The organism is Micromonospora narathiwatensis, from assembly GCF_900089605.1.
Classification (GTDB): domain Bacteria; phylum Actinomycetota; class Actinomycetes; order Mycobacteriales; family Micromonosporaceae; genus Micromonospora; species Micromonospora narathiwatensis.
Window position 1 is genome coordinate 1,346,252 of record NZ_LT594324.1, and the last position, 26,121, is coordinate 1,372,372.

The 26,121-nt window shown below is 75.8% G+C and carries 25 protein-coding genes and 2 pseudogenes; 13 read left to right on the plus strand and 14 right to left on the minus strand.

All coding sequences use genetic code 11. The features are described from left to right. Positions 1-87: 87 nt before the first annotated feature. Both GA0070621_RS05945 and GA0070621_RS05950 read right to left on the minus strand, forming a co-directional pair. The gene (locus GA0070621_RS05945) at positions 88-1,158 is read right to left on the minus strand and encodes a flavin-containing monooxygenase (RefSeq protein WP_091192201.1); all 1,071 of its coding nucleotides are present in this window, start codon (positions 1,156-1,158) and stop codon (positions 88-90) included. A gap of 22 nt (positions 1,159-1,180) precedes the next feature. Then, complete coding sequence (locus GA0070621_RS05950) at positions 1,181-1,378, minus strand: heavy-metal-associated domain-containing protein (RefSeq protein ID WP_091202065.1); 198 nt, start codon at positions 1,376-1,378, stop codon at positions 1,181-1,183. Positions 1,379-1,585: 207 nt separating this feature from the next. Here GA0070621_RS05950 and GA0070621_RS05955 point away from each other — a divergent pair, with 207 nt between their 5' ends. Then, positions 1,586-4,825 (plus strand): heavy metal translocating P-type ATPase, encoded by a 3,240-nt coding sequence (locus GA0070621_RS05955; RefSeq protein ID WP_091192203.1) that lies wholly within the window; start codon positions 1,586-1,588, stop codon positions 4,823-4,825. 93 nt (positions 4,826-4,918) lie between these two features. Here GA0070621_RS05955 and GA0070621_RS05960 read toward each other — a convergent pair whose 3' ends face one another. Then, positions 4,919-5,632 (minus strand): polyamine aminopropyltransferase, encoded by a 714-nt coding sequence (locus GA0070621_RS05960; protein ID WP_091192205.1) that lies wholly within the window; start codon positions 5,630-5,632, stop codon positions 4,919-4,921. Positions 5,633-5,827: 195 nt separating this feature from the next. On the opposite strand from GA0070621_RS05960, the gene GA0070621_RS05965 reads away from it, so the two are divergent. Beyond that, positions 5,828-6,832, plus strand: coding sequence for a zinc-binding dehydrogenase (locus tag GA0070621_RS05965; protein WP_197673989.1), 1,005 nt, complete (start codon positions 5,828-5,830; stop codon positions 6,830-6,832). Positions 6,833-6,955: 123 nt separating this feature from the next. Here the strand turns inward: GA0070621_RS05965 and GA0070621_RS05970 are convergent, their stop codons facing one another. The 4 genes and pseudogenes from GA0070621_RS05970 to GA0070621_RS05985 form a co-directional block, all read right to left on the minus strand. After that, the gene (locus GA0070621_RS05970; protein WP_091192208.1) at positions 6,956-7,564 is read right to left on the minus strand and encodes a class I SAM-dependent methyltransferase; all 609 of its coding nucleotides are present in this window, start codon (positions 7,562-7,564) and stop codon (positions 6,956-6,958) included. Continuing rightward, positions 7,503-8,404 (minus strand): annotated as a pseudogene (locus GA0070621_RS30375) (sulfite exporter TauE/SafE family protein). Before GA0070621_RS30375 ends, GA0070621_RS05970 begins: the two are co-directional and overlap by 62 nt. Then, positions 8,401-8,962 (minus strand): annotated as a pseudogene (locus tag GA0070621_RS30380) (rhodanese-like domain-containing protein). The pseudogenes GA0070621_RS30375 and GA0070621_RS30380 overlap by 4 nt, the downstream one beginning before the upstream one ends. A gap of 56 nt (positions 8,963-9,018) precedes the next feature. Beyond that, the gene (locus GA0070621_RS05985; RefSeq protein WP_091192209.1) at positions 9,019-9,288 is read right to left on the minus strand and encodes a metal-sensitive transcriptional regulator; all 270 of its coding nucleotides are present in this window, start codon (positions 9,286-9,288) and stop codon (positions 9,019-9,021) included. Between the two features lie 157 nt (positions 9,289-9,445). On the opposite strand from GA0070621_RS05985, the gene eccB reads away from it, so the two are divergent. After that, positions 9,446-10,828, plus strand: coding sequence for a type VII secretion protein EccB (eccB, locus tag GA0070621_RS05990; RefSeq protein WP_091192211.1), 1,383 nt, complete (start codon positions 9,446-9,448; stop codon positions 10,826-10,828). Between the two features lie 56 nt (positions 10,829-10,884). Here the strand turns inward: eccB and GA0070621_RS05995 are convergent, their stop codons facing one another. From GA0070621_RS05995 to GA0070621_RS06010, 4 genes are read right to left on the minus strand one after another with little or no spacing between them, the layout of a single operon-like run. After that, positions 10,885-11,490, minus strand: coding sequence for a class I SAM-dependent methyltransferase (locus GA0070621_RS05995; protein WP_091192212.1), 606 nt, complete (start codon positions 11,488-11,490; stop codon positions 10,885-10,887). 49 nt (positions 11,491-11,539) lie between these two features. Continuing rightward, positions 11,540-12,142, minus strand: coding sequence for a phosphatase PAP2 family protein (locus GA0070621_RS06000; RefSeq protein WP_091192214.1), 603 nt, complete (start codon positions 12,140-12,142; stop codon positions 11,540-11,542). Positions 12,143-12,173: 31 nt separating this feature from the next. Beyond that, on the minus strand, positions 12,174-14,327 hold the full coding sequence (locus GA0070621_RS06005) for a molybdopterin-containing oxidoreductase family protein (protein ID WP_091192215.1): 2,154 nt from the start codon (positions 14,325-14,327) through the stop codon (positions 12,174-12,176). Positions 14,328-14,336: 9 nt separating this feature from the next. Beyond that, positions 14,337-15,656: an aminotransferase-like domain-containing protein gene (locus tag GA0070621_RS06010; RefSeq protein WP_091192216.1), complete on the minus strand. Its 1,320-nt coding sequence runs from the start codon at positions 15,654-15,656 to the stop codon at positions 14,337-14,339. Between the two features lie 99 nt (positions 15,657-15,755). On the opposite strand from GA0070621_RS06010, the gene GA0070621_RS06015 reads away from it, so the two are divergent. The 3 genes from GA0070621_RS06015 (at position 15,756) to GA0070621_RS06025 (ending at position 18,332) form a co-directional block, all read left to right on the plus strand. Next, the gene (locus tag GA0070621_RS06015; RefSeq protein ID WP_091192218.1) at positions 15,756-17,018 is read left to right on the plus strand and encodes an MFS transporter; all 1,263 of its coding nucleotides are present in this window, start codon (positions 15,756-15,758) and stop codon (positions 17,016-17,018) included. 111 nt (positions 17,019-17,129) lie between these two features. Continuing rightward, positions 17,130-17,522: a DUF2267 domain-containing protein gene (locus GA0070621_RS06020; protein ID WP_091192220.1), complete on the plus strand. Its 393-nt coding sequence runs from the start codon at positions 17,130-17,132 to the stop codon at positions 17,520-17,522. Between the two features lie 72 nt (positions 17,523-17,594). Continuing rightward, positions 17,595-18,332 (plus strand): thioesterase II family protein, encoded by a 738-nt coding sequence (locus GA0070621_RS06025; RefSeq protein WP_091192221.1) that lies wholly within the window; start codon positions 17,595-17,597, stop codon positions 18,330-18,332. A gap of 14 nt (positions 18,333-18,346) precedes the next feature. Here GA0070621_RS06025 and GA0070621_RS06030 read toward each other — a convergent pair whose 3' ends face one another. Both GA0070621_RS06030 and GA0070621_RS06035 read right to left on the minus strand, forming a co-directional pair. Beyond that, entirely contained in the window at positions 18,347-19,582 is a 1,236-nt protein-coding gene (locus GA0070621_RS06030) for a hypothetical protein (protein WP_091192223.1), read from the minus strand. A gap of 55 nt (positions 19,583-19,637) precedes the next feature. Beyond that, on the minus strand, positions 19,638-20,156 hold the full coding sequence (locus GA0070621_RS06035) for an NUDIX domain-containing protein (RefSeq protein WP_091192225.1): 519 nt from the start codon (positions 20,154-20,156) through the stop codon (positions 19,638-19,640). Between the two features lie 54 nt (positions 20,157-20,210). Here GA0070621_RS06035 and GA0070621_RS06040 point away from each other — a divergent pair, with 54 nt between their 5' ends. From GA0070621_RS06040 to GA0070621_RS06050, 3 genes are all read left to right on the plus strand, one after another. Then, positions 20,211-20,948, plus strand: coding sequence for a class I SAM-dependent methyltransferase (locus GA0070621_RS06040; RefSeq protein WP_157739870.1), 738 nt, complete (start codon positions 20,211-20,213; stop codon positions 20,946-20,948). 107 nt (positions 20,949-21,055) lie between these two features. Further along, positions 21,056-21,550: a type II toxin-antitoxin system PemK/MazF family toxin gene (locus GA0070621_RS06045; protein WP_091192228.1), complete on the plus strand. Its 495-nt coding sequence runs from the start codon at positions 21,056-21,058 to the stop codon at positions 21,548-21,550. 11 nt (positions 21,551-21,561) lie between these two features. Beyond that, a complete protein-coding gene (locus GA0070621_RS06050) occupies positions 21,562-22,566 on the plus strand; it encodes a phosphotransferase enzyme family protein (protein WP_091192229.1) in 1,005 nt (334 codons plus the stop codon). Between the two features lie 12 nt (positions 22,567-22,578). Here the strand turns inward: GA0070621_RS06050 and GA0070621_RS06055 are convergent, their stop codons facing one another. Next, positions 22,579-23,229, minus strand: a complete 651-nt coding sequence (locus GA0070621_RS06055) for a GGDEF domain-containing protein (RefSeq protein ID WP_091202066.1) — start codon at positions 23,227-23,229, stop codon at positions 22,579-22,581. A gap of 267 nt (positions 23,230-23,496) precedes the next feature. Here GA0070621_RS06055 and GA0070621_RS06060 point away from each other — a divergent pair, with 267 nt between their 5' ends. The 4 genes from GA0070621_RS06060 (at position 23,497) to GA0070621_RS06075 (ending at position 26,108) form a co-directional block, all read left to right on the plus strand. Beyond that, a complete protein-coding gene (locus GA0070621_RS06060) occupies positions 23,497-23,757 on the plus strand; it encodes a DUF397 domain-containing protein (protein ID WP_091192231.1) in 261 nt (86 codons plus the stop codon). 106 nt (positions 23,758-23,863) lie between these two features. After that, positions 23,864-24,751 (plus strand): helix-turn-helix domain-containing protein, encoded by an 888-nt coding sequence (locus tag GA0070621_RS06065; protein WP_091202067.1) that lies wholly within the window; start codon positions 23,864-23,866, stop codon positions 24,749-24,751. Between the two features lie 86 nt (positions 24,752-24,837). After that, entirely contained in the window at positions 24,838-25,902 is a 1,065-nt protein-coding gene (locus GA0070621_RS06070; protein WP_091192232.1) for a LacI family DNA-binding transcriptional regulator, read from the plus strand. Between the two features lie 2 nt (positions 25,903-25,904). Beyond that, a complete protein-coding gene (locus tag GA0070621_RS06075; protein ID WP_091192234.1) occupies positions 25,905-26,108 on the plus strand; it encodes a hypothetical protein in 204 nt (67 codons plus the stop codon). The last annotated feature ends 13 nt before the right edge of the window (positions 26,109-26,121 follow it).

The following is a 26,121-nucleotide window of genomic DNA, read 5'->3' on the forward strand; positions in this document are numbered from 1 at the left end:
TCAACCTCGGCCGACCCGACCGAACGGCGGAGCGCCCACCAGCCGACTGCGGCGCCGGCCGCCGAGAAACCGGCGTGTGGAGCCGGGTCAGGCCGCGACGGCCGACGCCGGTGCCGGCAGCCGCCGGTCCTCGGCCAGCCGGGCGGCCAGCACCTCGGCGTCCCGGCCGACCCAGCCCAGCACCGCCGAGCCGCGGGTGCGCTGCCAGGGCAGACCCAGGAAGTACAGCCCCGGCCAGTCGGTCACGCCCTCCCGCTGGACGGGCGCGCCGGACGGGTCCAGCACCGGCACCTCCAGCCAGGGGTAGCGCGGGCGGAATCCGGTGGCCCAGACCACCGCGTCCACCCGCCGGCGTCCGCCGTCGGCCAGCAGCAGGGCGTCCCCCTCGACATCCACCACCCGGCCGACCCGGTCGACCCGCCGCAGCAGCCCGGTCACGTCGGTGCCGATGATCGGGTTCTGGGCCGCGATCCGCCCGCCCAGCCGGCTCTCGGCGCTCAGTCGCATGGTGCCCAGCCGGGAGAACCACCAGAAGATGTCCCGACCCAGCCACCGCTGCGGCAGCACCGGGCCGATGGCCGGGGCGGCGAGCACCACCCGCCGTCCGTGGTCGGCGAGTTCGGCGGCGATCTGCACGCCGGTGTTGCCACCGCCGACCACCGCCACGACCGGGCCGGGCAGCTGCTCCGGGTTCCGGTACGCGCTGCTGTGCAGCTGGGTGACGCCCGGGGCGAGCCGGTCGCTCACCTCCGGCACCCAGGGCGTGTGGAACGCCCCGGCCGCCACCACCACGCGCCGGGCGCGCAGCGTACCGGTCGACGTGTCGACGGTGAACCCACCCGCCGTACCGGGGCGGACCGAGGTGACCCGGCAGCCGAGCCGGACCGGCAGGTCGAAGTGCGCGGCGTACGTGGCGAGGTAGTCGGCCACCTCGTCCTTGCCGGGGTGCCCGTCCGGGTCGCCGGGGAACGGCAGGCCCGGCAGGGCGGAGAACCGGCGCGGGGTGAACAGGGTCAGCGAGTCCCAGCGTTGCCGCCAGGCGTCGCCCACCCGGGCGTACGCGTCGAGGATCGCGAAGGGTACGCCGGCGCGGCGCAGGTGGTGGCCGAGCGCCAGCCCGGCCTGACCGCCGCCGACGACCACGGTGTCCAGCTCCATCGGTCCGCCTCCCTGGTCCCGGTCAGGCGACCTGGTGGCCGGCCTCGGCGATGGCCGCCACGACCGCGGCCCGGTCGGCGTCGCCGTCGACCCGGACGGTGCGGGTCGCCAGGTCCACCGTCACGGCGTGGACCCCGGCGACCAGGCCGACCTCCTCCTGGATGGCCTCGACGCAGCGGCCACAGCTGATGTTCGGCACGGAGAGCACGAGCTGGTGCACGGTTCGCTCCTTCGTTCGGTGGGCCACCGCGGTGGCGGCCCGGCAGCTCGAACCGTGCCGGCGGGCGCTGTCCACGCCCTGTCGCGTACCCCCGACGGGGCGCGGACAGCGGGCGGACAGCGGCGGCCGGGAGCGTGGCGTCACCGGCCGGCGACGACGGCCGGACGAGCGGGCGCCTGCGACGCCCGGTACGAGAGGAGCAGTGCGATGACGACACCGACGGTCGTCTCCGGCACGCTGGACATCGGCGGGATGACCTGTGCGTCCTGCGTACGGCGGGTGGAGCGGGCGCTGAGCCGGGTGGACGGCGTCGAGCGGGCCGAGGTCAACCTGGCCACCGAGACGGCGACCGTGGTCTACGACCCGGCCCGGGTGAGCCTGCCGGCGCTGACCACGGCGGTGGGGCGCGCCGGCTACACGGCCAGCGTCCCCGCCGACGGGCCGCGCGGGCCGGCGGGCGCGCCGGAGGCCCCGGACACGGCCGACGCCGAGCGGGTCCGGGCCGAGGAACGGGAGGTCACCCGGCTCAGGCGGATCTGGCAGCTCACCCTGGCCACCGGTCTGGCGATGATGGTGCTGATGTACCTGCCGCTGCCCATCGACGCGATGGACTGGCTGATGCCGGCGCTGCTGGTCGTCGCGACCGTGGTGCAGTTCGGAGCCGCGCGGCCGTTCTACCGGGCGGCCTGGGCGGCGGCCCGGCACGGCGGCGTCAACATGCACACCCTGGTCGCCCTCGGCACCACCGTCGCGTACGCCTACAGCGCCTTCGTCACGCTCTGGCCGGCGGCGGCCGAACGGCTCGGCCTGCCGCTGCACGTCTACTTCGAGATCTCCGTGGTGGTCGTCGCGCTGGTGCTGACCGGCCGGTGGATGGAGGCCCGGGCCCGGCGGCAGACCGGCGCGGCGATCGGCGCGCTGCTCGGGCTGCGGCCCCGGACCGCCCGGGTGCTGCGCGACGGCGTCGAGACCGAGGTGCCGGTCGACGCGGTCGTCGTCGGCGATCTGGTCCGGGTCCGTCCGGGCGAGAAGGTGCCGGTGGACGGCACGGTCACCGAGGGCGCGTCCACGGTGGACGAGAGCATGCTGACCGGCGAGAGCATGCCGGTGTCGAAGACGGTCGGGGATGTGGTCATCGGCTCGACCGTCAACCGGACCGGCTCGGTGGTGCTCCGCGCCACCGCGGTCGGGCCGGACACCACCCTCGCCCAGATCGTCCGGCTGGTCCGCGAGGCCCAGGGCGCCAAAGCGCCGATGCAGCGGCTGGTCGACACGGTCTCCGGCTGGTTCGTCCCGGCGGTGATCGGGCTGGCCCTGCTCACCTTCGCCGTCTGGGCGGTCGCCGGACCCGACGGCGGGCGGCTGACCTTCGGCATCGGGACCGCGATCGCGGTGCTCATCATCGCCTGCCCCTGCGCGCTCGGCCTGGCCACCCCGACCGCGATCATGGTCGGCACCGGCAAGGCCGCCGAACTGGGCATCCTCATCTCCGGCGGCGACGCCCTCGAACAGGCCCGGCGGATCACCACCGTGGTGCTGGACAAGACCGGCACCCTCACCCGCGGCCGTCCCGACGTCACCGTGGTGCACCCCGCCGACGGCGTCGACGCCGACCGGCTGCTGGCGTACGCGGCGGCGGCCGAGATCGGCTCCGAGCACCCGCTCGGCGAGGCGATCGTCCGGCACGCCCGCGCCCGCGACCTCGCCGTCCCGGCGGCGGACTCGTTCGCGGCGGTGCCCGGGCACGGCGTCGAGGCGGAGGTGGCCGGCCGGCGGGTGCTGATCGGCAACCCGGCGCTGCTGCGCCGCCACGGTGTCGACGTCGCGCCGCTGTCGGGCGCGGCGGCCGAGGTGGCGGCGCGCGGCGGCACCCCGGTGCACGTGGCCCTCGACGGCCGGCTCGCCGGCGTGGTCGGGGTCGCCGACACCGTACGGCCCGAGGCCGCCGAGGCGGTCGCCCAGCTCCGGGCGCTCGGCCTGGACGTGTGGATGCTGACCGGCGACAACCGGGTCACCGCCGAGGTGGTCGCCCGCGAGGTCGGCATCGAGCAGGTGATCGCCGAGGTCCGGCCCGAGGAGAAGGCCGGCCGGGTCGCGGCCCTGCGGGAGCGGGGCGCGGTGGTGGCGATGGTCGGCGACGGCATCAACGACGCGCCCGCCCTGGCCGGGGCGGACCTGGGCATCGCCATCGGCACCGGCACCGACGTGGCCATCGCCGCCTCCGACATCACCCTGGTCGGTGGCGACCTGCGCGGCATCGTCTCGGCCATCGCGCTGTCCCGCCGTACGGTCACCACCATCAAGCAGGGGCTGGGCTGGGCGTTCGGCTACAACGTGCTGCTCATCCCGGTGGCCGCCGGGGTGCTCTACCCGGCCTGGGGGCTGCTGCTCGACCCGTCGCTGGCCGCCGCCGCGATGGCGATGAGCTCGGTCAGCGTGGTCACCAACGCGCTGCGGCTGCGCCGCTTCCGCCGGCCGGAGACCGCCGCCGCGCTGCGGCCCCGGCTGGTCGCCCGGGTCGGCGAGTGGGCGTACCTGGCCGGGGTGGCCGCGCTCGCGCTCGCCGTGGGCGCCGGCTTCACCGCGCTGAGCCGTACCGACGCCGCCGCGCGCGGCATGAACGGGGTACTGGCCTGGACGCAGGGCACCGGCATGCCGATGCGGCCGGCGATGAGCACCATGATGACCGCCGAGACCGAACCGGTGCCCGCCGAGGAGGCCGGGCTCCGGGTCGACCTCCGGATGCCCGCCGAGGTGCTGCCCGGCCGACCCGCCACCGTACGGATCCGGGTCACCGACGCGGCGACCGGACGGCCGGTACGCGACATCGGTCGCAGCCACGAGGCGTGGATGCACCTGATCGTCGTCCGCGACGACCTGGCCAGCTTCGCGCACGTCCACCCGCGGCCGGCGGGCCGGCCCGGCGAGTTCGACGTCACGCTCACCTTCCCCACCACCGGCCGGTACGTCGTGCACACCGAGTTCCGTCGCAAGGGTGAGCTGACCGACGTGCTGCGACGGCACGAGGTGGCGGTCGGCGACCCGGCCGACGTCATCCACCAGCCGCCGACGGTCTCCGGGCGGCAGCAGGTCGTCGACGGCGTAGGGGTGACCCTGGACGGGACCGCGAGGGTCGGCCGGAGCGGCTTCACCTACCGCTTCGCCGACGCGGTCACCGGCCGGCCGCTGAGCGGGCTGCGGCCGTACCTAGCCGCCGCCGGGCACGTGGTGATCATGTCGGCGGCGGGGGACAGCTTCGCCCACGAGCACGCCGAGACCGAGGACGCCGACGGCCGGCCGGTGTTCGCCCTGCCGGGGCAGACGTACGGGCCGGATCTCGACCTGCACGTCGACTTCCCCCACCCGGGCCGCTACCGGCTCTGGGGCCAGTTCCGCCTCGCCGACGGCCACGTGATCACCGTCCCGTTCACCGTCGACGCCCGCTGAGGCCGGGGCCGGTCACCACCGGCGTCGGCGGCATTCCCACCGCGCGCGGCTCCCGGTCGACCGACCGGGAGCCGCCCGCGCGGTCGGTTCCGGTCAGTGCCGGGCCACGTAGACGGTGTTCGCGGCCTCCCGACCCTGCAGCGGGTTGGGGAAGCGGACGACGTGCGCCACCGAGGTCGGAAACACCTCGGTCAGCACCCGCTGGAACGCCGAGTCGGGCGGGTCGTTGGACCAGAGCGCGAAGACGCCGTCGGAGTGCAGCAGCGCGGCGAGCCGGCGCAGCCCGTCCACGGTGTAGAAGGCGGCGTGGCTCGGGTGCAGCACCTGGCGGGGCGAGTGGTCCACGTCGAGCAGCACCGCGTGGAACCGCCGGCCCGGTGACTCGGGGTCGAGGCCGGCGCCGCCGGCGACGGCCGCGAAGAAGTCGGCCCGCACGAACCGGGTACGCGGATCGGCGGCCAGCCCGGCGGTGAACGGCAGCAGGTCCCGCCGGTGCCAGTCGATCACGTCCTCGATCGCCTCGACCACCAGCATCGAGCGCACCCGGGGATCCTCCAGCGCGGTCCGCGCGGTGTAGCCGAGCCCGAGACCGCCCACCACCACGTCCAGGGCGTCCCCGGTCAGCGGCGCGAGCCCGAGCCGGGCGAGTTCGATCTCCGCGACCGGGAACAGGCTGGACATCAGGAACTCGTCGTCGAGTTTCACCTCGTACACGTCGACGTCGAGCGACGGGTCGCGGCGCCGGCGCAGGCTGATCTCGCCGATCGGGGTCTCCCGCCAGGCCAGTTCCTCGAATCGAGCCGCCACCGCGGTGGTCCTCTCCGCCGGTCCGTGACCGGATGCTACCGGTCCGCCGTCCCGCGGCCGGGTCATCCGCGTTGCTCAGCCGTTTTTCGCCGGCGGCGGCATCGCTCGCCCCACCTCGGGTACGCCTACCGCCGCGCGGCGACCTGGACCCGTCGCCGGTCGAGGACGTCGGAGAGGGGAGCGGGCGTGGCGGAGATGCTGGCCGGGCGGCTGCACGTGGCCGAGCGGGCGTTGCGGATGGAGACGGTGCCGGTGCCCGAGCCGGGGCGCGGGCAGGTGCGGATCCGGGTCGCCGCCGCCGGGGTGTGCCTGTCGGACGTGCACCTGATCGACGGCACCCTCAGCCCGCTGTACCTGTCGGGCGACGTGGTGACCCTCGGGCACGAGGTCGCGGGCACCGTGGACGCGCTCGGCGAAGGGGTACGGGGCTGGCAGCCGGGCCAGCGGGTGCTGCTCCAGGCGGGGGAGCGGGACCGGTTCGGTCTCGTGCTCACCCGCGGCGTCGACTACGACGGCGGCTGGGCCGAGTACGCCCTGGCCCGCGAGGACACCCTGGTCCCCGTCCCGGACCTGCTCCCGTTCGAGCAGGCCTGCATCATCCCGGACGCGGTCTCCACGCCGTGGGCGGCGGTGACCGACACCGCGCGGGTACGGCCGGCCGAGGCGGCCGGGGTGTGGGGCGTCGGCGGGTTGGGCGCGCACGCGGTGCAGTTGCTGCTGCTGGTCGGCGCGGCCCCGGTGATCGCGGTGGATCCGCTGCCGGCGGCCCGGGACCGGGCGATCGCCTTCGGCGCGGACGTGGCCCTCGACCCGAAGGACGACGGATTCAAGGACGCCGTGCTGGAGCTGACCGGCACCCGAGGGCTGGACGTCGCGTTCGACTTCGCCGGCGTCAACGCGGTCCGCGAGCAGGCCATGACCGTGCTCGGCCGGCACGGCCGGCTGGTGCTCGCCGGCATCGCCAACCAGCCGATCAGCATCCCGTCGGACAGCCGGTTCAGCTACAACCGGCAGGCGGTGCTCGGCCACTACGGCTCGGAGGCCGAGCACGTCGGGCAGTTGGTGACGCTCACCGGGCTGGGCCGGCTCGATCTGTCCGCGTCGGTCAGCGACGTGCTGGCGCTCGCCGACGCGCCGGAGGCGGTGCGCCGGGTGCACGACAAGCAGGGCAACCCGATCCGGCTGATCCTGCGCCCGTGAAGCGGGCAACCCGACGGCCGTCGGCCGGGCCGCGCGGCCCGGACCGGGCCGTCCCTGACGACGGGAGCCTCACCACGCCCCGGCGGCGGGGCGGGTCAGTCGACCGGTCGGGCGCGGGGCGGGTCAGCCGACCGGTCGGGCGGCGACGACGAGCGTGTCGAGGGCGTCGGTGCTGCCGCCGTCGGCGGTGGGCACCGGCCGGCGGGTGGTCTCGGCCCGGCGGATCCGCAGCCCGGCGAGCCCGTCGACCACGGCCTCCGGGGTGAGCAGGATCCTCGGGTCCTGCGGGCCGCCGATACCGCCGGTGAGGTTGGCGAGGTCGTGGCCGACGACGACCAGGGTGCCACCGGGGCGCAGCGCGCGCCGCGCCGAGTCGAGCACCCCGGCCAGTTCCTCGGCGGGCAGGTGCAGGTAGCTGATCAGGACCAGGTCGTAGCTGCCGGGCACCGGCCGGTACGCGGTGACGTCCGCGACCCGCCACTCGACCGGTACGCCCCGGTGTGCGGCCAGTTCGCGCCCCCGGGCGACGGCCACCGGCGAGAAGTCCACCGCGGTGACCCGCCAGTCGTGCTCGGCCAGCCAGACCGCGTTGCGTCCCTCGCCGGCCGCCAGGTCGAGCGCGCTGCCGGGGGTGAGCCCCTCGACCGCCTCGACGACGAACCGGTTCGGCTCAACGCCCCACACCAGATCCGGCGTGTCGGCGTACCGCGCGTCCCAGGCGCTGCTGTCCACGGTGTCTCTCCCTTCGGCGGCGTCGCACCGCCGCCACCGTGACCGTACCGGCCGCTGCAAGCGCTCCCACGGCGGCCACCGCCAGTCCCCACTCCGTGGGGAGTTGCTGGGCGAGGACGAAGACGCCCATCACCACGACGAACCAGTCGAACGCCCGGCGCAGCAGGTCCGCCGGCACGCGCCCGGCGAGCCGACCGCCCAGGACGCTGCCGGCGACGGCGGCGACCGTGACCGCGATCGCCAGGCCCCAGTCGATGCTCACGGTGGACAGGTAGCCGGCCAGTCCGGCGAAGGACTTCAGGGCGATGACCACCAGCGAGGTGCCGACCGCGATCGGCATCGGCAGCCCGCCGAGCAGGGTCAGGGCGGGCACCACCAGGAAGCCGCCGCCGGCGCCGACCAACCCGGTCACCAGCCCGACCACGATCCCGTCCAGGATCACCCGGAGCACCGGCAGCTCGCGCGGAGCCGGCCGGCCCGCCGGCCCCGGATCATGGCGACCGCGGTGGCCAGCATCATGAGCGCGAACCCGGTGAGCAGGTACGCCGACGGGACGTACCCGGCCAGCCGGCCGCCCGCGTACGCGCCGGTCATCCCCGCGACGCCGAAGATCAGCCCGGTACGCCAGCGGACCCGCCCCGCCCGGGCGTGCGGCAGCAGGGCCACGGCGCTGGTGACGCCGACGACGAGCAGGGACGTCGCGATGGCCTCCTTCGCGGGCAGCCCGGCGACGTAGACCAGCAGCGGCACGGCGAGGATGGACCCGCCGCCGCCGAGCAGGCCGAGGCTGGCGCCGATCAGCACGGCCAGCCCGACGGTGAGCCCGACCGCCACGGTCATGACCGGGAACCGGTCAGCTGGCCGACGAGTGTCCAGGTCGCAGCTCGCGCCCCGGTTGTACGGCAGCCTGCTCAGCAGCATGCCCATCGCGCAGGTGTTGCTCACCGCCGCGAAGGTCAGCCCGGCGCCGATGAACCCGACGACCCACTTCAGCCCCGGTACGAACCCCGAGCCGAGGACGCTGAGCAGCACGATCGAGCCGGCGACGAGCCGGACCTGACGCTCCACGTCCCAGCGCCGCCGGCCCTGCGTGACCGGCGCGGCCGTGGCCTGCCTCGCCAGCATGCCGCCGTCCAGGACGGTGAGGTTGGGCGGGCCGGCCCCGGCGAGGGCCTGTCCGGCCTGACCGGCGCGGACGCCGGAGCGGCAGATCAGCACCACGTCCTCGGCCAGGTGGTTGCGCAGCTCGTCGCGATGCTCGCGGAGCAGGTCCAGCGGGACGTTGTAGGCGCCGGGGATGTGCGCCGTCTCGAACTCGGCCGGGGTGCGCACGTCGAGCAGGCGGGGGGACCGCCCGGAGTCGATCAGCTCACGCAGCGTGGCGGCGTCCGGGTCCACGGGCGTGTTTACCCGCCCGTGCCGCGATCAGGCGGCGCGGGCGGCGGATCGTGCGGTCAGGCCAGGGCGAGGAAGAGCTTCTCCAACTCCTCCTCGGTCATCTCCGGCTCCTCGCCCTGGTCGCGGGCGGCGCCGCAGTGCCGCATCCCAGAGGCGATGATCTTGAATCCGGCGCGGTCGATCGCCTTCGACACGGCGGCGAGCTGGGTCAGCGCCGCCCGGCAGTCCTCGCCGTTCTCCATCATCTCGATGACGGCGTTGAGCTGACCCCGGGCGCGCTTGAGCCGGGTCAGCGCCTCGTTGGTCATTTCGGGCCGAAGCTTCATCGCGTTACCTCCTGCCCCCAGCATGCCCCCCGGGGTACCCGCTCCGCCACCTCGCTCCGCCGCCGCGGCGATCGGGGCACTTCCCGGCCACGGAGGGTCCACGGGCCATCGACGGAGCGCTTATCCTGTGCCCCGACGATCCACCGGAAGGGACCCGATGCCGTCGCGGCAGGACCAGCTCCACTCGTACCAGTTCACCGTCCAGCGGGCGGTCGCCGCGCTGGTGATGCGGGAGACCGACCCCGCGCAGTCACCGTTCCGGCGGCTGGCCGGCGCGGGCCTAACCAGTGTGCTGGTCGCCGTGATCGCGCTCGGCGGCGTCGCCCTGTACGGCCTCTTCGCCGGCGGTGGCAGCTCCTGGCGCGACCCGACCGCCGTGATCGTGGAGAAGGAGTCCGGCGCGCGGTTCGTCTACCGGGAGGACAAGCTGCACCCGGTGCTCAACTACGCCTCCGCGCTGCTGATCATCGGGGCGGAACGGCCCAGGACGGTCCTGGTGTCCCGCCGCTCCATCGACGGGGTGCCGCGCGGACTGCCACTCGGCATCGCCGACGCCCCGGACTCGCTGCCGGCACCCGGGCGGCTGGTCGACGGGGCGTGGACGGTCTGCTCGGTCGGCGCCGGCGAGGCGGGGCGTACGGAGGCGCGTTCGGCCCTGTTGATCGGGCGGGACGCCACCGGCGGGCGGCCCCTCGGCGAGCAGGGGCTGCTGCTGCGCCACCCGGACGGCGCCCTGCACCTGCTCTGGCACGATCGGCGCTACCTGCTCCGCGACACCGACCGGGTGCTGGCCGCACTGGCCGCGACCCGAGAACGCGCCGTGCCGGTGGCCCCGGCGCTGCTCAACACCGTGCCGGCCGGCGCCGACCTGGCCCCGCCCCGGGTACCCGACCTCGGCGAGCCCTCCGACCGGGTCGCCGGCGCCACCATCGGCGACGTCTATCTGGTACGCAACTCCGGCGGCGGCCGCCAGTACGCGGTGGCCGAGCGGGGCGGGCTGGCCGGCGTCACCGAGCTACAGGCCGCGCTGTTGCTCGCCCGGACCGGCCAGGGCGACCCGAAGCCGATCACCCTCGGTCGCTTCGCCGCCCTGCCCAAGCTTCCCGACCGGGTGCCGACCGGGCCCACCGCGCCGCCGGCCGTGCCGCCCCGGCTGGCCACCGTGGACGCCGGCGCGCTCTGCGTCCGGGTCGGCGACGACACCCGCGTACGCGACGTCCGGCTGGGCGCCACCCCGCCGGACCTCTCCGCCGCCGCCCGCACGGCGACCGGCCGGGCCGGGCTCGCCGACCAGGTGGTGGTCGAGCCCGGCCGGGGCGCGGTGGTCGAGGCCACGGCGGCGCCCGGTGCCGGCGGCGGCGCGCTCTGCGTCATCACCGACCTGGGCCGGCGGTACGTGCTCGCCGGCGAGGACGTGCTCGGCATGCTCGGCTACACCGGCGTACGCCCGGTCCGGCTGCCGGCGGGCCTGGTCAGCCTGGTGCCGGCCGGCAGCCCGCTCGACCCGACCGCCGCCCGTACGGTCGCCGCCCCGGCCTGACCTCGTTCCCGGCATCCGGCGACCGGGCCGGAGGCGGCCGGCGGGTGCGGCGCGACTCAGCCGACGGGCTTACGCAGCACCGTCACCGCGAAATCGGCGTCGTCCCGCCACGGACGCAGGTCCCAGGTGGCGAAGCGGTGCTCCAGGTGGAGCCCCGTCGACACCGCGTCGGCGTCGAACTCGGTGAGCGGATAGCCCCGGTCGGTGCCGAAGCCGACCACCAGGATCCCGTCCGGGCGGACGTGCGCCGCGATCCGGGCCAGCACCGCCCGCTCGGTGCCCGGAGCGACGAACGCCAGCACGTTGCCGGCGCACACGGCGGCGTCGAACGGCTCCGGCTCGCCCTGGGCGGCCAGATCCAACTCGGCCAGGTCGGCGACCAGCCAGCGCGGACCGGGGTGGTCCGCCCGCGCCGCCCCGATCAGCGCCGGGTCGGCATCCACGCCGACGACGCGATGACCACGGGCGGCGAGTTCGGCCCCGACCCGGCCGGTGCCGCAGCCGGCGTCCAGGATCCGCGCGCCCGGCGGGACCATCGCGTCCAGCAGGCGCGCCTCGCCGGCCAGGTCCGCTCCCTCGGCGGCGAGTCGCCGGAACCGGTCGATGTACCACTGTGAGTGCCCCGGCTTCGTCTCGGTCACCCAGCGGGTCGGCTTACCCATTCCGCCACCGTAACTGATCTTGCGGCGGCGGTGCCACGAAGCGACGGGCTCAGGTGAGGGCGAGGAAGGTGCCGGCGGCGAGCGGGACACCGGCGACCGTACCGGCGACGACCTGCGGCCAGGTGTGATCCCGTAGCTCGACCCGTGACCAGGCGACCGTGGTCACCAGCAGCCAGCCGACGTGCAGGGCGGGGCCGAAGAGCAGCACCAGGACGGCCGTGGAGGCGGCGGCCACGGCGGCGTGGATGCTGAGCTTCCACCAGTGGTTCACCAGGGTGCAGGCCGCGCCGACCACGAAGATGACGACGATCATGGCGAACAGTTCGGCCGGCGCGCGCAGCACGGCGAGCAGGACCATCCCCACCGCCACGGAGGCCAGGCCGGTCAGCAGGGGACGGGCCCGCTGCGTACGGTCGCCGACGTGCCGGTCACTGAGCCGGCCCCGGCGTACGCCGTGGACGATCACGCCGACCGGGATGACCGCGCAGAACAGCAGCGCGGTCCCGCCCCACGCCAGGAACTCCCACGGGTCGTGACTGACCTGGGCCGCCACCACCAGCGGCATGGCGGTGACCAGGACGCCCGGTGCGAGCACCTCGGTGACCAGCCGGGCGAGTCGTCCGCCGACGGTCCGTTCCGTAGCTGTCCGCACCGGTTCATCCTGGTGTCCGGAACCATCAAGGTCAACCGGCCCTGGTGGCCGTGTCCGGGCCGACCGCCGTGCCACGTGGCGGCGGGGCCGGCGTGGCCGCACCGTCCTGGGGCGGCTCGGCGGTCAGCGACTCGGCCGGCACCGGCTCGACCTCGACCCGGCAGTCGTGGAACGTCGGTGCGCCGCCCAGGTCGGTGTCCCGCACGGCGGTCACCGCGTTGACGGTGGCCCGCCCCGGGCTCAGCCGCGCCCAGTACGCCTTGTAGGTGAACGCCAGCCCTGGTCGGGTCGCGTCGTCCACGGCGACCGCCGCGAGGAAGGCGCCCCGGTCGTTGCGGACCCGCACGGCGTCGCCGTCGACGAGCCCGCGCGTCGCCGCGTCGGCCGGGTGCAGGTGCACCCGGGGCGGCCCGGTCCGCCGTGCGTGCCAGGGCAGCGAGGCGAAGGTGGAGTTCATCAGGAACCGGCCGGCCGGGGCGACGAGCACCAGCGGGAACCGGCGGGCCAGCTCCGGGTCGGCGGCCTCCGCCGGCGGGGTGTAGCCGGGCAGTGGATCCACCCCGTACCGGACCAGCGCCGGGTCGTGCAGCCGGGCCCGGCCGTCCGGCGTGGGAAAGCCGCCGTCGGCGTACGGGGCCGTCCCGACCGCCACCCCGGTGGCCCGGGCGTACGTCCGCTCGCGCAGCTCCTCGAAGCTGAGCGGGGTGCCGTGGAGCAGTTGCCGGGCCAGGTCCTCGTCGCTGTCCCGCAGCCGGGGGTGGTCGATGCCCAGCGCGGCGGCGATCCGGCGGAAGATCTCGGTGTTCGGCAGCGCCTCGCCCGGCGCCCGGGTCACCGGCAGGTTCAGCGTCGTGTAGTGGTGGCCGTAGGAGGAGTGCAGGTCCAGGTGCTCGGGCTGCATGGTGGCCGGCAGCACGACGTCGGCGAAGTCGCAGGTGTCGGTCCAGCGTTGCTCCAGCACGACGGTGAACAGGTCGTCGCGGCGCAGGCCGGTGAGCAGCCGGGTCTGGTCGGGGGCGGTGGCGGCCGGGTTGGCGTTGAAGACCACCAGGGACGTCACCGGCGGGTCGGCCTCCCCGGTGAGCACGGCGGCGAGCCGGCTCATGTTCACCGACCGGGCGGGCGGGGCCGGCAGGTCCGGCGGGCGGACCACCGGACCCTCGTCGATCGGATGGTGCCCGCTGGTCGAGACGAGGGCGCCCCCGCCCGGGTACCGGAAATCCCCGGTGACCAGCGGCAGCGCGCAGACCGCCCGGATCGCCTGGCCCGCGCCCTGGTGCCGTTGCAGGCCCAGGCCGACCCGGACCGCGGTGGGCCGGGTGGTGGCGATCCGCTCGCCGAGACGGCGGACCACCTCGACCGGCAGGCCGCACTCGGCGGCGGCCCGCTCCACCGGCCATTCGCCGAGCCGGACCGCCAGCTCCGGCCAGCCGACGGTGTGCGCCGCGAGCCACCGCTCGTCGGCCGCGCCGGCGTCGAGGACGTGCCGCATCAGCCCGAGCGCCAACGCGGCGTCGGTGCCGGGCAGCGGGGCGACGTGCTCGTCGCTGCGGGCGGCGGTGTCCGTGCGCAGCGGGTCGACGGTGACCAGGTACGCGCCGCGCTCCCGGGCCTGCTGCACGAACGGCCACAGGTGCAGGTTGGTGGCGAGCGGGTTGGCCCCCCAGAGCACGATCAGCTTCGCGTCCACGATCGACTCGGGCTCGAAACCGACCGAACCGCCGTAGATCGAGCGTTGGGCGGCCCGCGCGGCGCCGGTGCAGATGGTGGTGTCCAGCCGCGACGCCCCCAGGTGTGCGAACAGCCGTGGGCCCATGCTCCAGCCCTGCACGTGCCCCATCGTGCCGGCGAAGTAGTAGGGCAGGACTGCCTCCGGGCCGTCCCGGTCGATGCTCGCGCGCAGCCCGGCGGCCACCCGGTTGACCGCCTCGGCCCAGGTCGCCGGCCGGTAGGAGAGCTGCCCGACCCCCTTCGGCCCGGTCCGCACGTACGGGGTGGTCAGCCGGTCGGGGCCGTTGACCGCGTCGAGGTAGCGGTTGACCTTGCCGCAGAGCGCGCCCCGGGTGAACGGGTGGTCCCGGTCGCCGCGCAGGGCGACGGCCCGGCCGTCCTCCACGGTGAGCTGCCATACGCAGGTGTCCGGGCAGTCCAGCGGGCAGGCGCCGGGGTGCGTGGTGCGGACCATGCGCGGAGCCTACCGACCAGCCGGTATGAGCCGGGACAGGGCGCGCAGCGCGGTCCGTACGGTGTCCTCGTCGGCGCTGAGGCTGACCCGCAGGCCCGGCGGGGCGCCCCGCCGGGCGGCGAACTCGTCGGCGCCGGCGACCGCGATACCCCGGCGGCGGGCGGCGGTGGTGACCGCCTCGGCGTCGTGGTCGAGGCGTACCCAGGCGAAGGGGGCCGGCCCGGGGGCGGACGCCCGGTCGCCGAGCAGCTGCCGGGCGATCGCGGCCCGGCCGGCCAGCTCGGCGGCGCGGGTGGCGGCGAGCCGGTGCGCGGCGCCGCCGAGCACCAGCTCGGTGGCGACCTCGGCGACCAGCGGCGCGGGCGCCCAGGCGAGGGCCTGGGCGGCGGCGCGCAGCGGCTCGGCCAGGCTCGGCGGGGCGTACCGGTAGCCGATCCGCAGCCCGGGTGCGAGCGTCTTGGTGATGCCGGTCAGGTGGACCGTCCGACGGTGCCAGGCGGCGACCGGCGGCGGCCGGTCGGGCAGCAGCGCGCCGAACGGGTCCTCCTCGATGACGGTGAGGTCGTGGGCGGCGGCGACGGCGGCCAGCTCCCGGCGGCGCTCGGCCGGCATGGTGACCCCGGTGGGATTGTGCAGGGTGGGGTGCAGGTGCAGCGCGGCCACCCGGCGGCGGGCGCAGAGCCGGTCGACCGCGTCCGGCCGGGCGCCGGCCGCGTCGCTCGGCACGGTGGCCAGCTCGACGCGGAGCAGCCGGGCGGCGGCGAGCAGGCCGGGATTGGTCAGCTCGGTGGTGACCACCACCTGCCGGGGCTGGGCGAGGGCCGCCAGGGCGGCGGCGAGGCCGTGCTGCCCGCCCGCGGTCACCTCGACCGTGCCGGGGTCGGGCCGCCAGCCGGCGTGCGCCATCCAGCGGGCGCCGGCGATGCGGTGCCGGACCGCGTCGGCGTCCTCGGCGCCGACCGCCAGGGGGTCGGCGGCGATCCGGTGCAGGATCGGTGCGACGGCCCGGTGCACCGGCCCGTGCCCCGGCGGGTGCACCGCGGCGACGTCCACCACCGGCGCGGCGGCGGGGGCAGCCGGGGCGAGCGCCGGCGTGACGAAGGTGCCCCGGCCGACCTCGCCGGTGACCAGCCCGCGCCGGGCGGCCACCTGGTAGGCGCGGCCGACGGTGGCGATGGTGACGCCGAGCCGCCGGGCCAGCTCCCGCTGCGTCGGCAACCGGTCGCCGGGGCCGAGCCGGCCCGCCGCGATGTCCGCGCCGATCGCGTCGGCGAGCGTCAGGTAGCGGGGCCCGGCCCCGGACAGCCCCGCCGGCTCCCAGATTGTCACCGTGACAATCTAGCCGCCGGGACGGCCGGCCACCGTCGGATTGTCACCGTGACAATCCGGTCCGCCCGACCTCCCGGGTACGCGGGCCAGGCTGCCCGCATGACCGTCACCTCTGCCGCCCTGTGGCGGCACGCCACCTTCCGCCGGCTCTGGCTCTCCGACGCGGTCAGCACCCTCGGCACCCACGTCACCACCGTGGCGCTGCCCCTCGCGGCGCTGACCGTGCTCGACGCGGGGTCGACCGAGGTCGCCGCGCTGACCGCCGCGACGACCCTGCCGTACCTGCTACTCGGCATCCCGGCCGGGGCGATCGTGGACCGGCTGCCCCGCCGGGCGGTGCTGGTCACCGCCGACCTCGCCCGGGCGCTCCTGCTGGCCAGCGTGCCGCTCGCCTGGGCGGCCGGGCTGCTCACCCTGGCCCACCTCGTCGCGGTGGCGCTGCTTGCCGGCTGCGCCACGGTGCTGTTCGACGTCGCGTACTTCGCCGCGGTGCCGGCGGTGGTGCCGGCCCGTCGGCTGGCCGACGCGAACGCTCACCTGGAGGCGACCCGGGCGGTCGGGCAGACCGCCGGCCCGGGGGTGGCCGGCGTCCTGGTCGGCGCGCTCGGCGCGCCGGTCGCCCTGCTCGTCGACGTGGCCAGTTTCGTCGTCTCGGCCGTGTTCCTGGCCGGTACGCCCCGGCTGGCCCGCCCGGCCGTCCCCGGGACCGGCGGCGTCTGGCGGGACGCCGCCGGCGGGATCCGGTTCGTGCTGCGCGACCCGGTCGTCCGGGCGCTGACCCTCTGCTCCGGGCTGACCAACCTCTGGCATGCCGGCTTCCTCGCCATGCTGCTGGTGTACGCGGTCCGCGAGCTGCGTCTGCCCGCCGTCACGGTCGGCCTGCTGGTCGCCGGCGCCAACGTCGGATACCTGCTCGGCGCGGCGGTGGCCGGCCGGACTCGTACCCGCCTGGGCGTCGGGCGGGCGATCACCGGGGCGGCCGTGCTCCAGGCCGGCGCGGCGCTGGTGCTCGTGCCGCACCCGCTCGGCATCGGCGCCGGGCTGGCGGTGAACGCCTTCGCCAGCGGTCTGTACAACGTCAACGCGGTCAGCCTCCGGCAGGCCGCCACGCCGCCGGCGATGCTGTCCCGGATGACCGCCACCAGCCGGTTCGTGATCTGGGGGGCGATGCCGCTCGGCGCGGCCCTCGGCGGCGCGCTGACCGGGTTGCTGGGCGCGCCGGCGTACCTCGCGCTGGCCGCGCTGGGGATGGCCGCGGCGGCCCTGGTCACCCGCTGGTCGCCGGTGTGGCGTACCCGGGACATCCCGACCCCGGACGACCACCCGGCCGACACCGACGCGGCGGTGGCCGCCGGGCGCTGACCGCCGTTTGCCTCCGTCGGGCGCGGGTAACCGACGATCGGCTCCAGCTCGCTGCGCCGAGCTGGAGCCCCCGCGGCTTCAGGTCGCCGCGCGGCGACGACAGGAGGCGGCGTGCGGTTTCCCCGATTCGTCGAGGCGGTGTCCCGCCGCGCCGAGCTGCCCACCGGGCAGGCCGCGACGATCTCCCGCGCGGTGCTGCAGACCCTCGCCGAGCGGGTGACCGCCGGCGAGGCGGACGACCTCGCCGCGCAGTTGCCGGACGAGCTGGGCGGCTACCTGGCCACCCCGACTCCCGGCGGCGCGACCGGGGGAGGGGCCGGCTTCCTGGGCCGGGTGGCCGAGCGGGCCGGCGTCGACCCGGCGGTCGCCGAGGTGGGCACGTACGCGGTGCTCGCCACGTTGCGCGAGGCGGTGACGGTCGGCGAGTTCCGGGACCTGGTGGCGCAGCTGCCGAAGGGCTTCGACGCGATGGTCGATCCGATTCCGCGACACGACGACCGGTGACCGCTCCCCGGCGAGCGGGCCGGGTCCTATTCTTTGCTCCGTTGTGAACTGCTGAGCGGAGAAAGGTCCACGGTGAACTGGTTCGTCTCCACCGGAAGCCGCCCCCCGGCGCCGGTGCGGTTGTTCTGCCTGCCCTACGCCGGTGGCGGCGCGAGCGTGTTCCGGCGCTGGCAGCAGGGGCTCGGACCGGACGTCGAGGTGCTGCCGGTGCAACTGCCCGGCCGGGAGAACCGGATCACCGAGGACCCCCGCTTCGACGTCGCCGACGTGGCCGCCGCCATCGCCACCCGCGCCGAACCCCCGTACGCCATCTACGGCCACTCGATGGGCGGCCGGGTCGCCTTCGAGGTGGTCCGGGAGCTGTGCCGGACGGGGGCGCCGCTGCCGTTGCGGCTCTACGTCGGCGGCGCCCGCGCCCCGCACGTCACCGCCACCGGCCTCTTCGACGGGCTGTCCCGGGTGGACGACGCGGAGCTGCTGCGCCGCCTCGCCGACGGTGGCGGCCTCCCCGCCGAGCTGCTGAACCACCCCGAGCTGGTGGAACTGCTGCTGCCGCTGCTGCGGGCCGACCTCGGCCGGGTGGACGGCTACCGCTACGTCCCCGGCGAGCCGCTACCGGTGCCGATCGTCGCGTTCAGCGGCGTACGCGACCGGGCGGTCGCCCGCGAGCACAGCGCCGCCTGGGCGGAGCACACCGCCGCCGGGTTCACCCTGCACGAGATCGGCGGCGGGCACTTCTTCCTGCTCGACCAGCTCGACGAACTGCTGGCCGCGATCCGCGCCGACCTGGCCGCCGTGGTCGCGGCGTAGCGACCAAGGCCCCGTCACCACCTTTGCGGTGGGTCCGCCAGCTCGTCGTCGGGCAGCTCCTGCGGCTGCGCCACCCAGGCGGAGTAGACGGGCAGGCCGTGCCACGGGCCGCCCGCGCTGTCGGTGGCCACCGCCACCACCGCGTACGGGTGGCCGAACCGCAGCTCCGCCACGCGTACGGTGCGCCGTGGCGGCAGCCCCATGGCCACGGCGAGCGCGGTCACCGCGGCGGCCTCGAAGCCGTACCGCCCGTACCGGGCCACCGCGGATTGGACCGCCTTGAACGGTGGCTCCGTCAGTCCGAGCAGTGTGCCGAGCGCCCGCGCGGCGGCGTCGAAGCCGAGCCCGGCCGGCGTCAGGTCGTGCCGGCTCTCCGCCGACCAGCACGGCAGCACCGCGCTGACCCGTTCCTCAGGGCTGAACGCGTGGACGGTCTCCTCCCGCAGCGCCCACAGGGGCGTGTCGCCCAGCGGCAGGTCGTACAGCGAGCGCCGGCCCGGCGCGATCCCGTCCGGGGCGGTGGCCGCGCCGGCCGCGATCCCCTGGGCGGCGGCGAGCACGTCCGCCGCCGGCACGTCCGGTGCGGCGGCCACCGAGACCACCAGCAGCCCGGCCTCCCCGTCGGCGGTGACCGCCGTCCGGGCCGGCGCGGCGTGCACCGCGACGTCGCCGGTCCGTGCGGTGGCCGCGATCCAGCACCGGTGGCCGTGTCCGGGGGTACGCAGCACCCGCTCCAGCCCGCCCGCCCAGGCGCTGCCCGGACCGAGCTGGTCGGCGGGCGCCACGTCGAACGGCTCCGCCCAGGACACCCGGGTGGCCAGCGCGCTGGCCAGGATCAGCAGGAGGTCCGGCGCGACGGTGATCGGGAACCGGTCGATCAGGCCGTCGGTGTGTTCCCGCGCCCACGCGTCGAGTGCCGCCTGGTCGGGCAGCGGGCCGGTCTGGGTCCGCTCCGGAAGGGTCGCGCGCCAGCCTGCCAGCCCCGCGGAGGGGGTCCGCTCCCACAGGGCGGTGGCGGCGGCGACCAGCGGATGCGGCGCCGCCAGCAGGGCGCGGGCCGCCGCGGCGGCGCGGTCCACGTCGGTGCCGAGCGCCTCCTCCAGGGCCGCGCGGGTCGCACCGGTGGCGGCGGGACCGGCGAGCGCGAGGAGCAGCCAGGCGCCGAACGGGGAGGCCACGTGGTGTGCGTTCCCGGCGGCGCGGTGCAGGCGCTCGGCGTACTGGGCGAGGGGTCCGTGGAGAGGATTCACCGCTCCACTGTGCCGGTTGCCGGCGGGAACGTCACGCCGGTCGGCGCGTCCGGCGTCACGACCACAGCTCGAACGGCTCGTCGATCTCCTCGCCGGCCAGGAACGCCGGCAACAGCTCGGGCAGCCGCCCCGGATAGCAGCGCGGCCGGGCGGTGACCACCTCGGCGACCGGCCACCAGCGGAACCCGAAGTAGTCCTCCACCTCGTAGTCGAGCCGTTCGGCATCGTCCACGTCGGGTCCCCGCCCGGGCAGCCGGACCGTGACCACCACCTCGTCCTGGAGGTGGCGCGACTGGCGGTGGATGAAGCTGGCCCGACGCCGCCAGGTCGGCGCGCCCACGTCGGCCGGGCCGACCACGATGCCGGTCTCCTCACGCAGTTCCCGCACGGCGGCGTCGAGGTACGTCTCCCCGGGGTCGAGCCCGCCGCCGGGCAGCTCCCACCAGGTGCCGAGGCGGGGGTGGTCCGGGTCGCGGGTGTGGAACAGCAGCACCCGCTCGACGACGTCGAGCACCACCACCCGGACCGCGCGGCGTTCGAGCACCGGCAGGTCGCGGGGCAGCTCCGGGGTCATCGTGTCCTCCCGACGGGTCGGCGGCGGGCTGCCCGCCCTGCGATGATGGCGGTCATGGCACAACTCTTCGGTGAGGTGGCCGGCGTTTACGACGAGGCCCGCCCAGGCTACCCACCGGCACTCGTCGAGGCGATCCGCGCGTATCACGGCGGGGTGCCCGGGGCGCTGGTCGAGGTGGGTGCGGGCAGCGGTGTCGCCACCCGGACGCTGCGCGGCCTGGGCGCGCCGATGACCTGCGTGGAGCCGGACCGCCGGATGGCGCGGGTGCTGGCGGAGCGGTTCCCCGAGGTCGAGGTGGTGACCGTCCCGTTCGAGGAGTGGACCCCGCCGCCGGGTGGGGTGCCGGCGCTGGCCTGCGCGCTGGCCTGGCACTGGCTGGATCCGGCCACCCGCAACCGGCGGGCGTACGACACGCTCACCCCCGGCGGCACCCTGGCCGTCTTCGGGCACCGCTACGCGTACGTCGACCCGGCGCACGCGGCGGCGCTGCACGAGGCGTTCGAGTCGGTGGACCCGCAGCGGTTCCGCGACCGCTCCGACGACTGGTTCCACGCCGACATCACCGACAGCGGCCTGTTCGCCGACGTCCGCTCGGTGCGGTTCCGCCGGGACGTGCCGCTGGACACGGCGGCGTACCAGCGGTTGGTGCGCACGTTCTCGCCCCAGCTACGGCGGCCCCCGGAGCTGCGGGAGCGGGTGCTCGCCGCGGTCGGCGCGGCGGTTGACGGGTTCGGCGGCACGGTCGTGCTGGACCTGCGTACCACCCTGGTCCTGGCCCGCCGCCCGGCCTGACCCGGTCGTCACCCGGCGTCGGCGGTGCCGGTCACCTCGGCGCGCCGGCCGGGTCGCCGTCCTCGGCGGGTGTGTGTCGGATCCGGCCGGGGGATAGGCTGCCGGCCGTGGCAGGTCTGTTGAGGAGTGTGGCGTCCCGGCTCGGCCGGATCACCGGGGGCGCGATCGCGCCCGCCCGTACCGCCGGACCGATCCCCGCCCAGGTGGCCCGACGCCGCCAGGTCGCCGTGCTGCAGCGGCGCGAGCTGTCGTACGCCCCGGAGCTGGACGGGCAGGCCGACCCGGGGGAGATCGTGTGGACCTGGGTCCCGTACGAGGACGACCCCCGCCAGGGCAAGGACCGCCCGGTGCTGGTGGTCGGCCGGCAGAGCCGTACGTTGTTCGGGCTGATGCTCTCCAGCCAGAGCGACCGGGACGGCCAGCGGCACTGGCTCGCCCTCGGCCCGGGCGAGTGGGACCGCGACAAGCGCCCGAGCTGGGTACGCCTCGACCGGGTGCTCACGATGCGTGAGGACGGCATCCGGCGTGAGGGCGCGGTGCTGGACCGGCCGCGGTTCGACCGGGTGGGCCAGGCCCTGCGGGCCGGCTACGGCTGGCTCTGAACGGGCGGCCCGTGGACGAGCGGCTCGCCGCCCGGGTCGCCGAGGACTTCGGCCTGGCCCTGGTCTCCGCCGTGCCGGTGGAGTTCGGCGCGGATCCCACCGCCGAGCTGTGGCGGGCGGGCACCGTGGACGGCCACGGGTACGCGGTCAAGCTCAGTGGCGGCGGCACCCCGGCCGGGCTCGTGGTGGCCGCGGAGCTCGCCCGGCGCGGCGTACCGGGTGTCCCGGCGCCGCTGGTCACCAGGGAGGGGCGGCTCAGCACCGTACACGAGGGACGCCGGCTCACCGTGGTGCCGTGGCTCTCCGGCGAGCGGGCCGCCGACGGTGGGATGCGCCCCGCCCACTGGCGTCGGTACGGCGCGGTCCTGGCCGCCGCGCACGCGGTGCCGCTGACCGACGAGCTGGCCGGGCTGCCCCGGGAGGACCACACCCACGCCGCGATCGCGGCGGCGGTGCGGGAGACCGACGGGCGGCTGCGCGGGGTGGACGGGTCGGCCGACCGCTGGACCCGGGAGGTGGCCGCCCACTGGCGGGCGGCCGCCGCCGACACGGCGCGGCTGCTGGACCGGGTCGACCGGCTCGGTGCGGAGCTGCGGGCCCGGCCGGCCGAGCTGGTGGTCTGCCACGGCGATCCGCACCTGGGCAATGTGCTGCTGGGCCCGGCCGGGGAGGTCTGGCTGATCGACTGGGACGACGCGGTGCTCGCCCCACGGGAACGTGACCTGATGTTCGTCCTCGGCGGAGGGCCAGCCTGGGCCTTCGACAGCCGGCTCGACGAGGCCGCCTTCCGGGCCGGTTACGGTCCGATGCGGCCGGACCCGGTCCGGCTCGCGTACCACCTCGGGGCCCGAACGCTCGACGACCTGTGGAGCTGGTCGGCGGAGGTGGCCGACGCCGGCCGGTCCGAGGCCGACCGGGTCCGCGCCCTGCGGATCGTCGAGGGGCTGCTGTCGCCGTCGGGCCTGGTCAGCCTCGCCCGGGGCGCGTTGCGCGACCTGGGTCGCTGGGACGGCTGACCGCCCGGCCGCTCAGCACTCGGCCAGCTGCGGGCTGTCCACGAGTTGCCGGGGGCGCCGCGCCGCGCCGACGCTCTTCGCCTGGTACATCGCCGCGTCGGCCCGGCAGAGCGCGTCGGTCAGCTGCGTCGGGCAGTGCACCGGGGCGAGCCCGACGGAGGCGGTCACCTGCACGGTGCGGGCACCGAGCGGGATCGGTGCGGCGAGCGCCTCGCAGAGCCGGCGGGTGGCGTGCTCGATCCATCGCCGGTCCACCGTGGGGCTGGCCAGCAGCCCGGCGAACTCGTCCCCGCCGAGCCGGGCGACCAGGTTGTCCCCGGCGAACGTGGAGAGCCGCTGCGCCACGCTGACCAGCACCTGATCGCCGGCGGCGTGCCCGTAACGGTCGTTGACCAGCTTGAAGTCGTCGAGGTCGAGCACGATCGCCACCAGCGGCTTACCGGCGGCGTCGGTCAGCAGCGCCGCGGCCAGCCGGTAGAAGGCCCGCCGGTTCGGCAGCCCGGTGAGCGGATCGTGGCTGGCCGCGTGCCGCTCGGCCGCCAACTCGGCCTGGAGCAGCTCGATCTCCGCCTCGGCCCGCAGGGCCCGGCGGCGCAGCTGCCAGGCGGAGACAAGGGCGCCGGCGGCGGAGATTCCGGAGGCGACGGTCATCGGATCCGGCACGCGCACTCCTTCACCGCTGCTGTCGGCCTCGCCGGGCGGCACCTGAACCGACCGGGCCAGACCCGTCTTTTTCCTGGTCAAAACCGGTAGCTGGGTGACCCACAGTAAACGGATGGGTACACCACTAGTGCGTTATCATGCTCGCTGTCCATTGCAGATGCAATAGCAGATGCACGTGCATCTTCATCCTCAGTCGACAGAATCCCGTCGCCACCTACCGCCCCTCCCCGCGGCATCGGCTGGCTCTTCCCACGGAGGGACGCCCCCATGCAGTTGCCACAGAACGGTGTGCCGACCACTGAGCTGCCACCGGTGCGGTGGCAGAAGAGCCGGCGAAGTAACCCGAGCGGCAACTGCGTCGAGTTGGCCGAGCTGCCCGACGGCGCCGGCATCGCGGTACGCAACTCCCGGCACCCCGAGGGCCCGGCGCTGATCTACACCGTGGACGAGATCGCCGCGTTCGTACTCGGCGCGCGGGACGGCGACTTCGACCATCTGATCACCGACTGGTGTCATCGGCGGAACTGACTCGGCCGTCCGGAGGGGTTCACCTCACTGAGGGTCCATGGCATGCTTACACGTCGGCCGGGCTGGGGCGTCCGGTCGGGACAGTCGGCAGGTGAAGGACGGCCAGGTGACGACGGTGTCCGCCGAGGGGGGCCCGACCAGCGGGCCGACAGTGCTTCGCATGCTGCTGGGGGCGCAGCTGCGCCGGCTCCGCGAGGGCGCCGGAGTCAGTCGGGAGAGCGCCGGCTGGGAGATCCGTTCCTCCGAGTCGAAGATCAGCCGGATGGAGCTGGGTCGGGTCGGCTTCAAGGAGCGCGACGTCGCCGACCTGCTCACCCTCTACGGCGTCACCGCCGCCGAGGAGCGTGGGCCGCTGCTCAAGCTGGCCCGCGACGCGAACAGCCCCGGCTGGTGGCACGGCTACGGCGACGTGCTGCCCTCCTGGTTCCAGTCCTACCTGGGGCTGGAGGCCGCGGCCGTGCTGATCCGCACGTACGAGGTCCAGTTCGTCCCCGGCCTGCTCCAGACCCCCGAGTACGCCCGGGCGGTGATCCGGCTCGGCCACCGGGGCGCCCTGCCCGGGGAGCTCGACCGGCGGGTCGGTCTGCGGATGGAGCGTCAGCGGGTGTTGCGTCGCAGCGACCCGCCCCAGCTCTGGGCGGTGCTCGACGAGGCCGCGCTGCGCCGGCCGATCGGCGGCGTCGAGGTGATGCGCGAGCAGCTCGACGCGCTGATCGAGGCCACCGCCGTGCCGCAGGTCCGGCTTCAGATCATCCCCTTCGACGCCGGTGGGCACGCCGCCGCCAGCGGCGCCTTCAGCATCCTCCGCTTCGGTGACGTGGACCTGCCGGACATCGTCTACATCGAGCAGCTCACCAGCGCGATCTATCTGGACAAGCGCGACGATCTCGACTACTACGCGCTGGCCATGGAGCGGCTCTGCGTGGAGGCCACGCCGCCGGAGCGGACCCGCGAGCTGCTGACCCGGGTCCGCGACGAGCTCTACGCGGGCTGACCGGATTTTCCCGTTGACCCTCGCCGGCCGTGCGAGTAATCTCTGAATCGATTCAGTAACTGGATCGATTCAGAAGGGGGTGCCGGGTGAAACCGACCCTGCAGGACGTCGCGGACGCGGTCGGCGTCTCCCGGAGCACCGTCTCCAACGCCTACAGCCGGCCCGACCAGCTCTCGGCCGCCCTCCGCGCGAGGATCCTCGACGCGGCGGGTCGCCTCGGCTATCCCGGCCCCAACCCGACCGCCCGCTCGCTGCGTCGCGGCGTCGTCGGGGCGGTCGGCGTCCTCTTCACCTCGCGGCTGTCGTACGCGTTCACCGATCCGTTCGCGGTGCGCTTCCTCGCCGGCGTCGGCGAGGCGGTCGAGCGGCACGGCAGCAACCTCCTGCTGGTGCCGCTGCCCGCCGAACGCGCCCGGGTCCGCGCCGCCATCGACAACGCGGCCGTCGACGGCTTCTGCGTCTACTGCGCCGGAGACGAGGACTGGGCCCTGAACGCCATCCGTGCCCGAGGGCTGCCGTACGTCACCACCGCCCCCCGGGCGGACGCCGGCCCGACCGACCGCTACGTCGGCATCGACGAGCGGGCGGCCGCCCGGTCAATCGCCGACCACGTCGCCGCGCTCGGCCACCGCCGGGTGGCCCTGCTCGGCGAGTCCGTGCTGCCCCAGGCCGCCGCCGGACCGCTCCGCCTGGCCGGCCCGGCCGACGCCCCGCACCCGACGACGCGCGGCCGGCTCACCGGCTTCGCCGAGGCGTTCGCCGCCGTCGGCGTGGAGTGGTCCGCCGTCACCGTGCTCAACGCCACCGACAACAGCCGCGCCGCCGGCGCCGCCGCCCTCAGCGCCGCCCTGGCCGGCGACCGGCCGCCCACCGCCGTGCTGGCCTGCTCCGACGTGCTCGCCCTCGGCGCGCTCGACGCGCTCGCCCGGGCCGGCGAGCGGCTGGCGCATCCCGTCTCGGTCACCGGCTTCGACGACATCGCCGAGGCCGCCTCCGCCGGGCTCACCACCGTCCGGCAACCGGCCGAGGAGAAGGGCCGGCTCGCCGCCGCGCTGCTGCTGGAACCGCCGGCCGACCCGGCCGACGGACACGTCCTGCTCCCCACCGACCTCGTCGTCCGCACCTCCACCGGTCCCGCCCCAAGGAGTTGACCATGGAACACCACACCGGTTTCGTCCTCGCCGTCGACGCCGTGACCCGGCACGTCAACTCGGCCCGCCCCGACGCGCCCGTCCGCCCCGACCGGCCCCGTACGCCCCGGCTGGCCCCCACCCGGCTGGCCGCGGCGAGCGCCCTGCGCCGGCTCGCCGACCGCATGGAACCCCGTCCGGTTTCCGCGCCCACCTGCTGCTCCTGACCCAGGTCGGGGA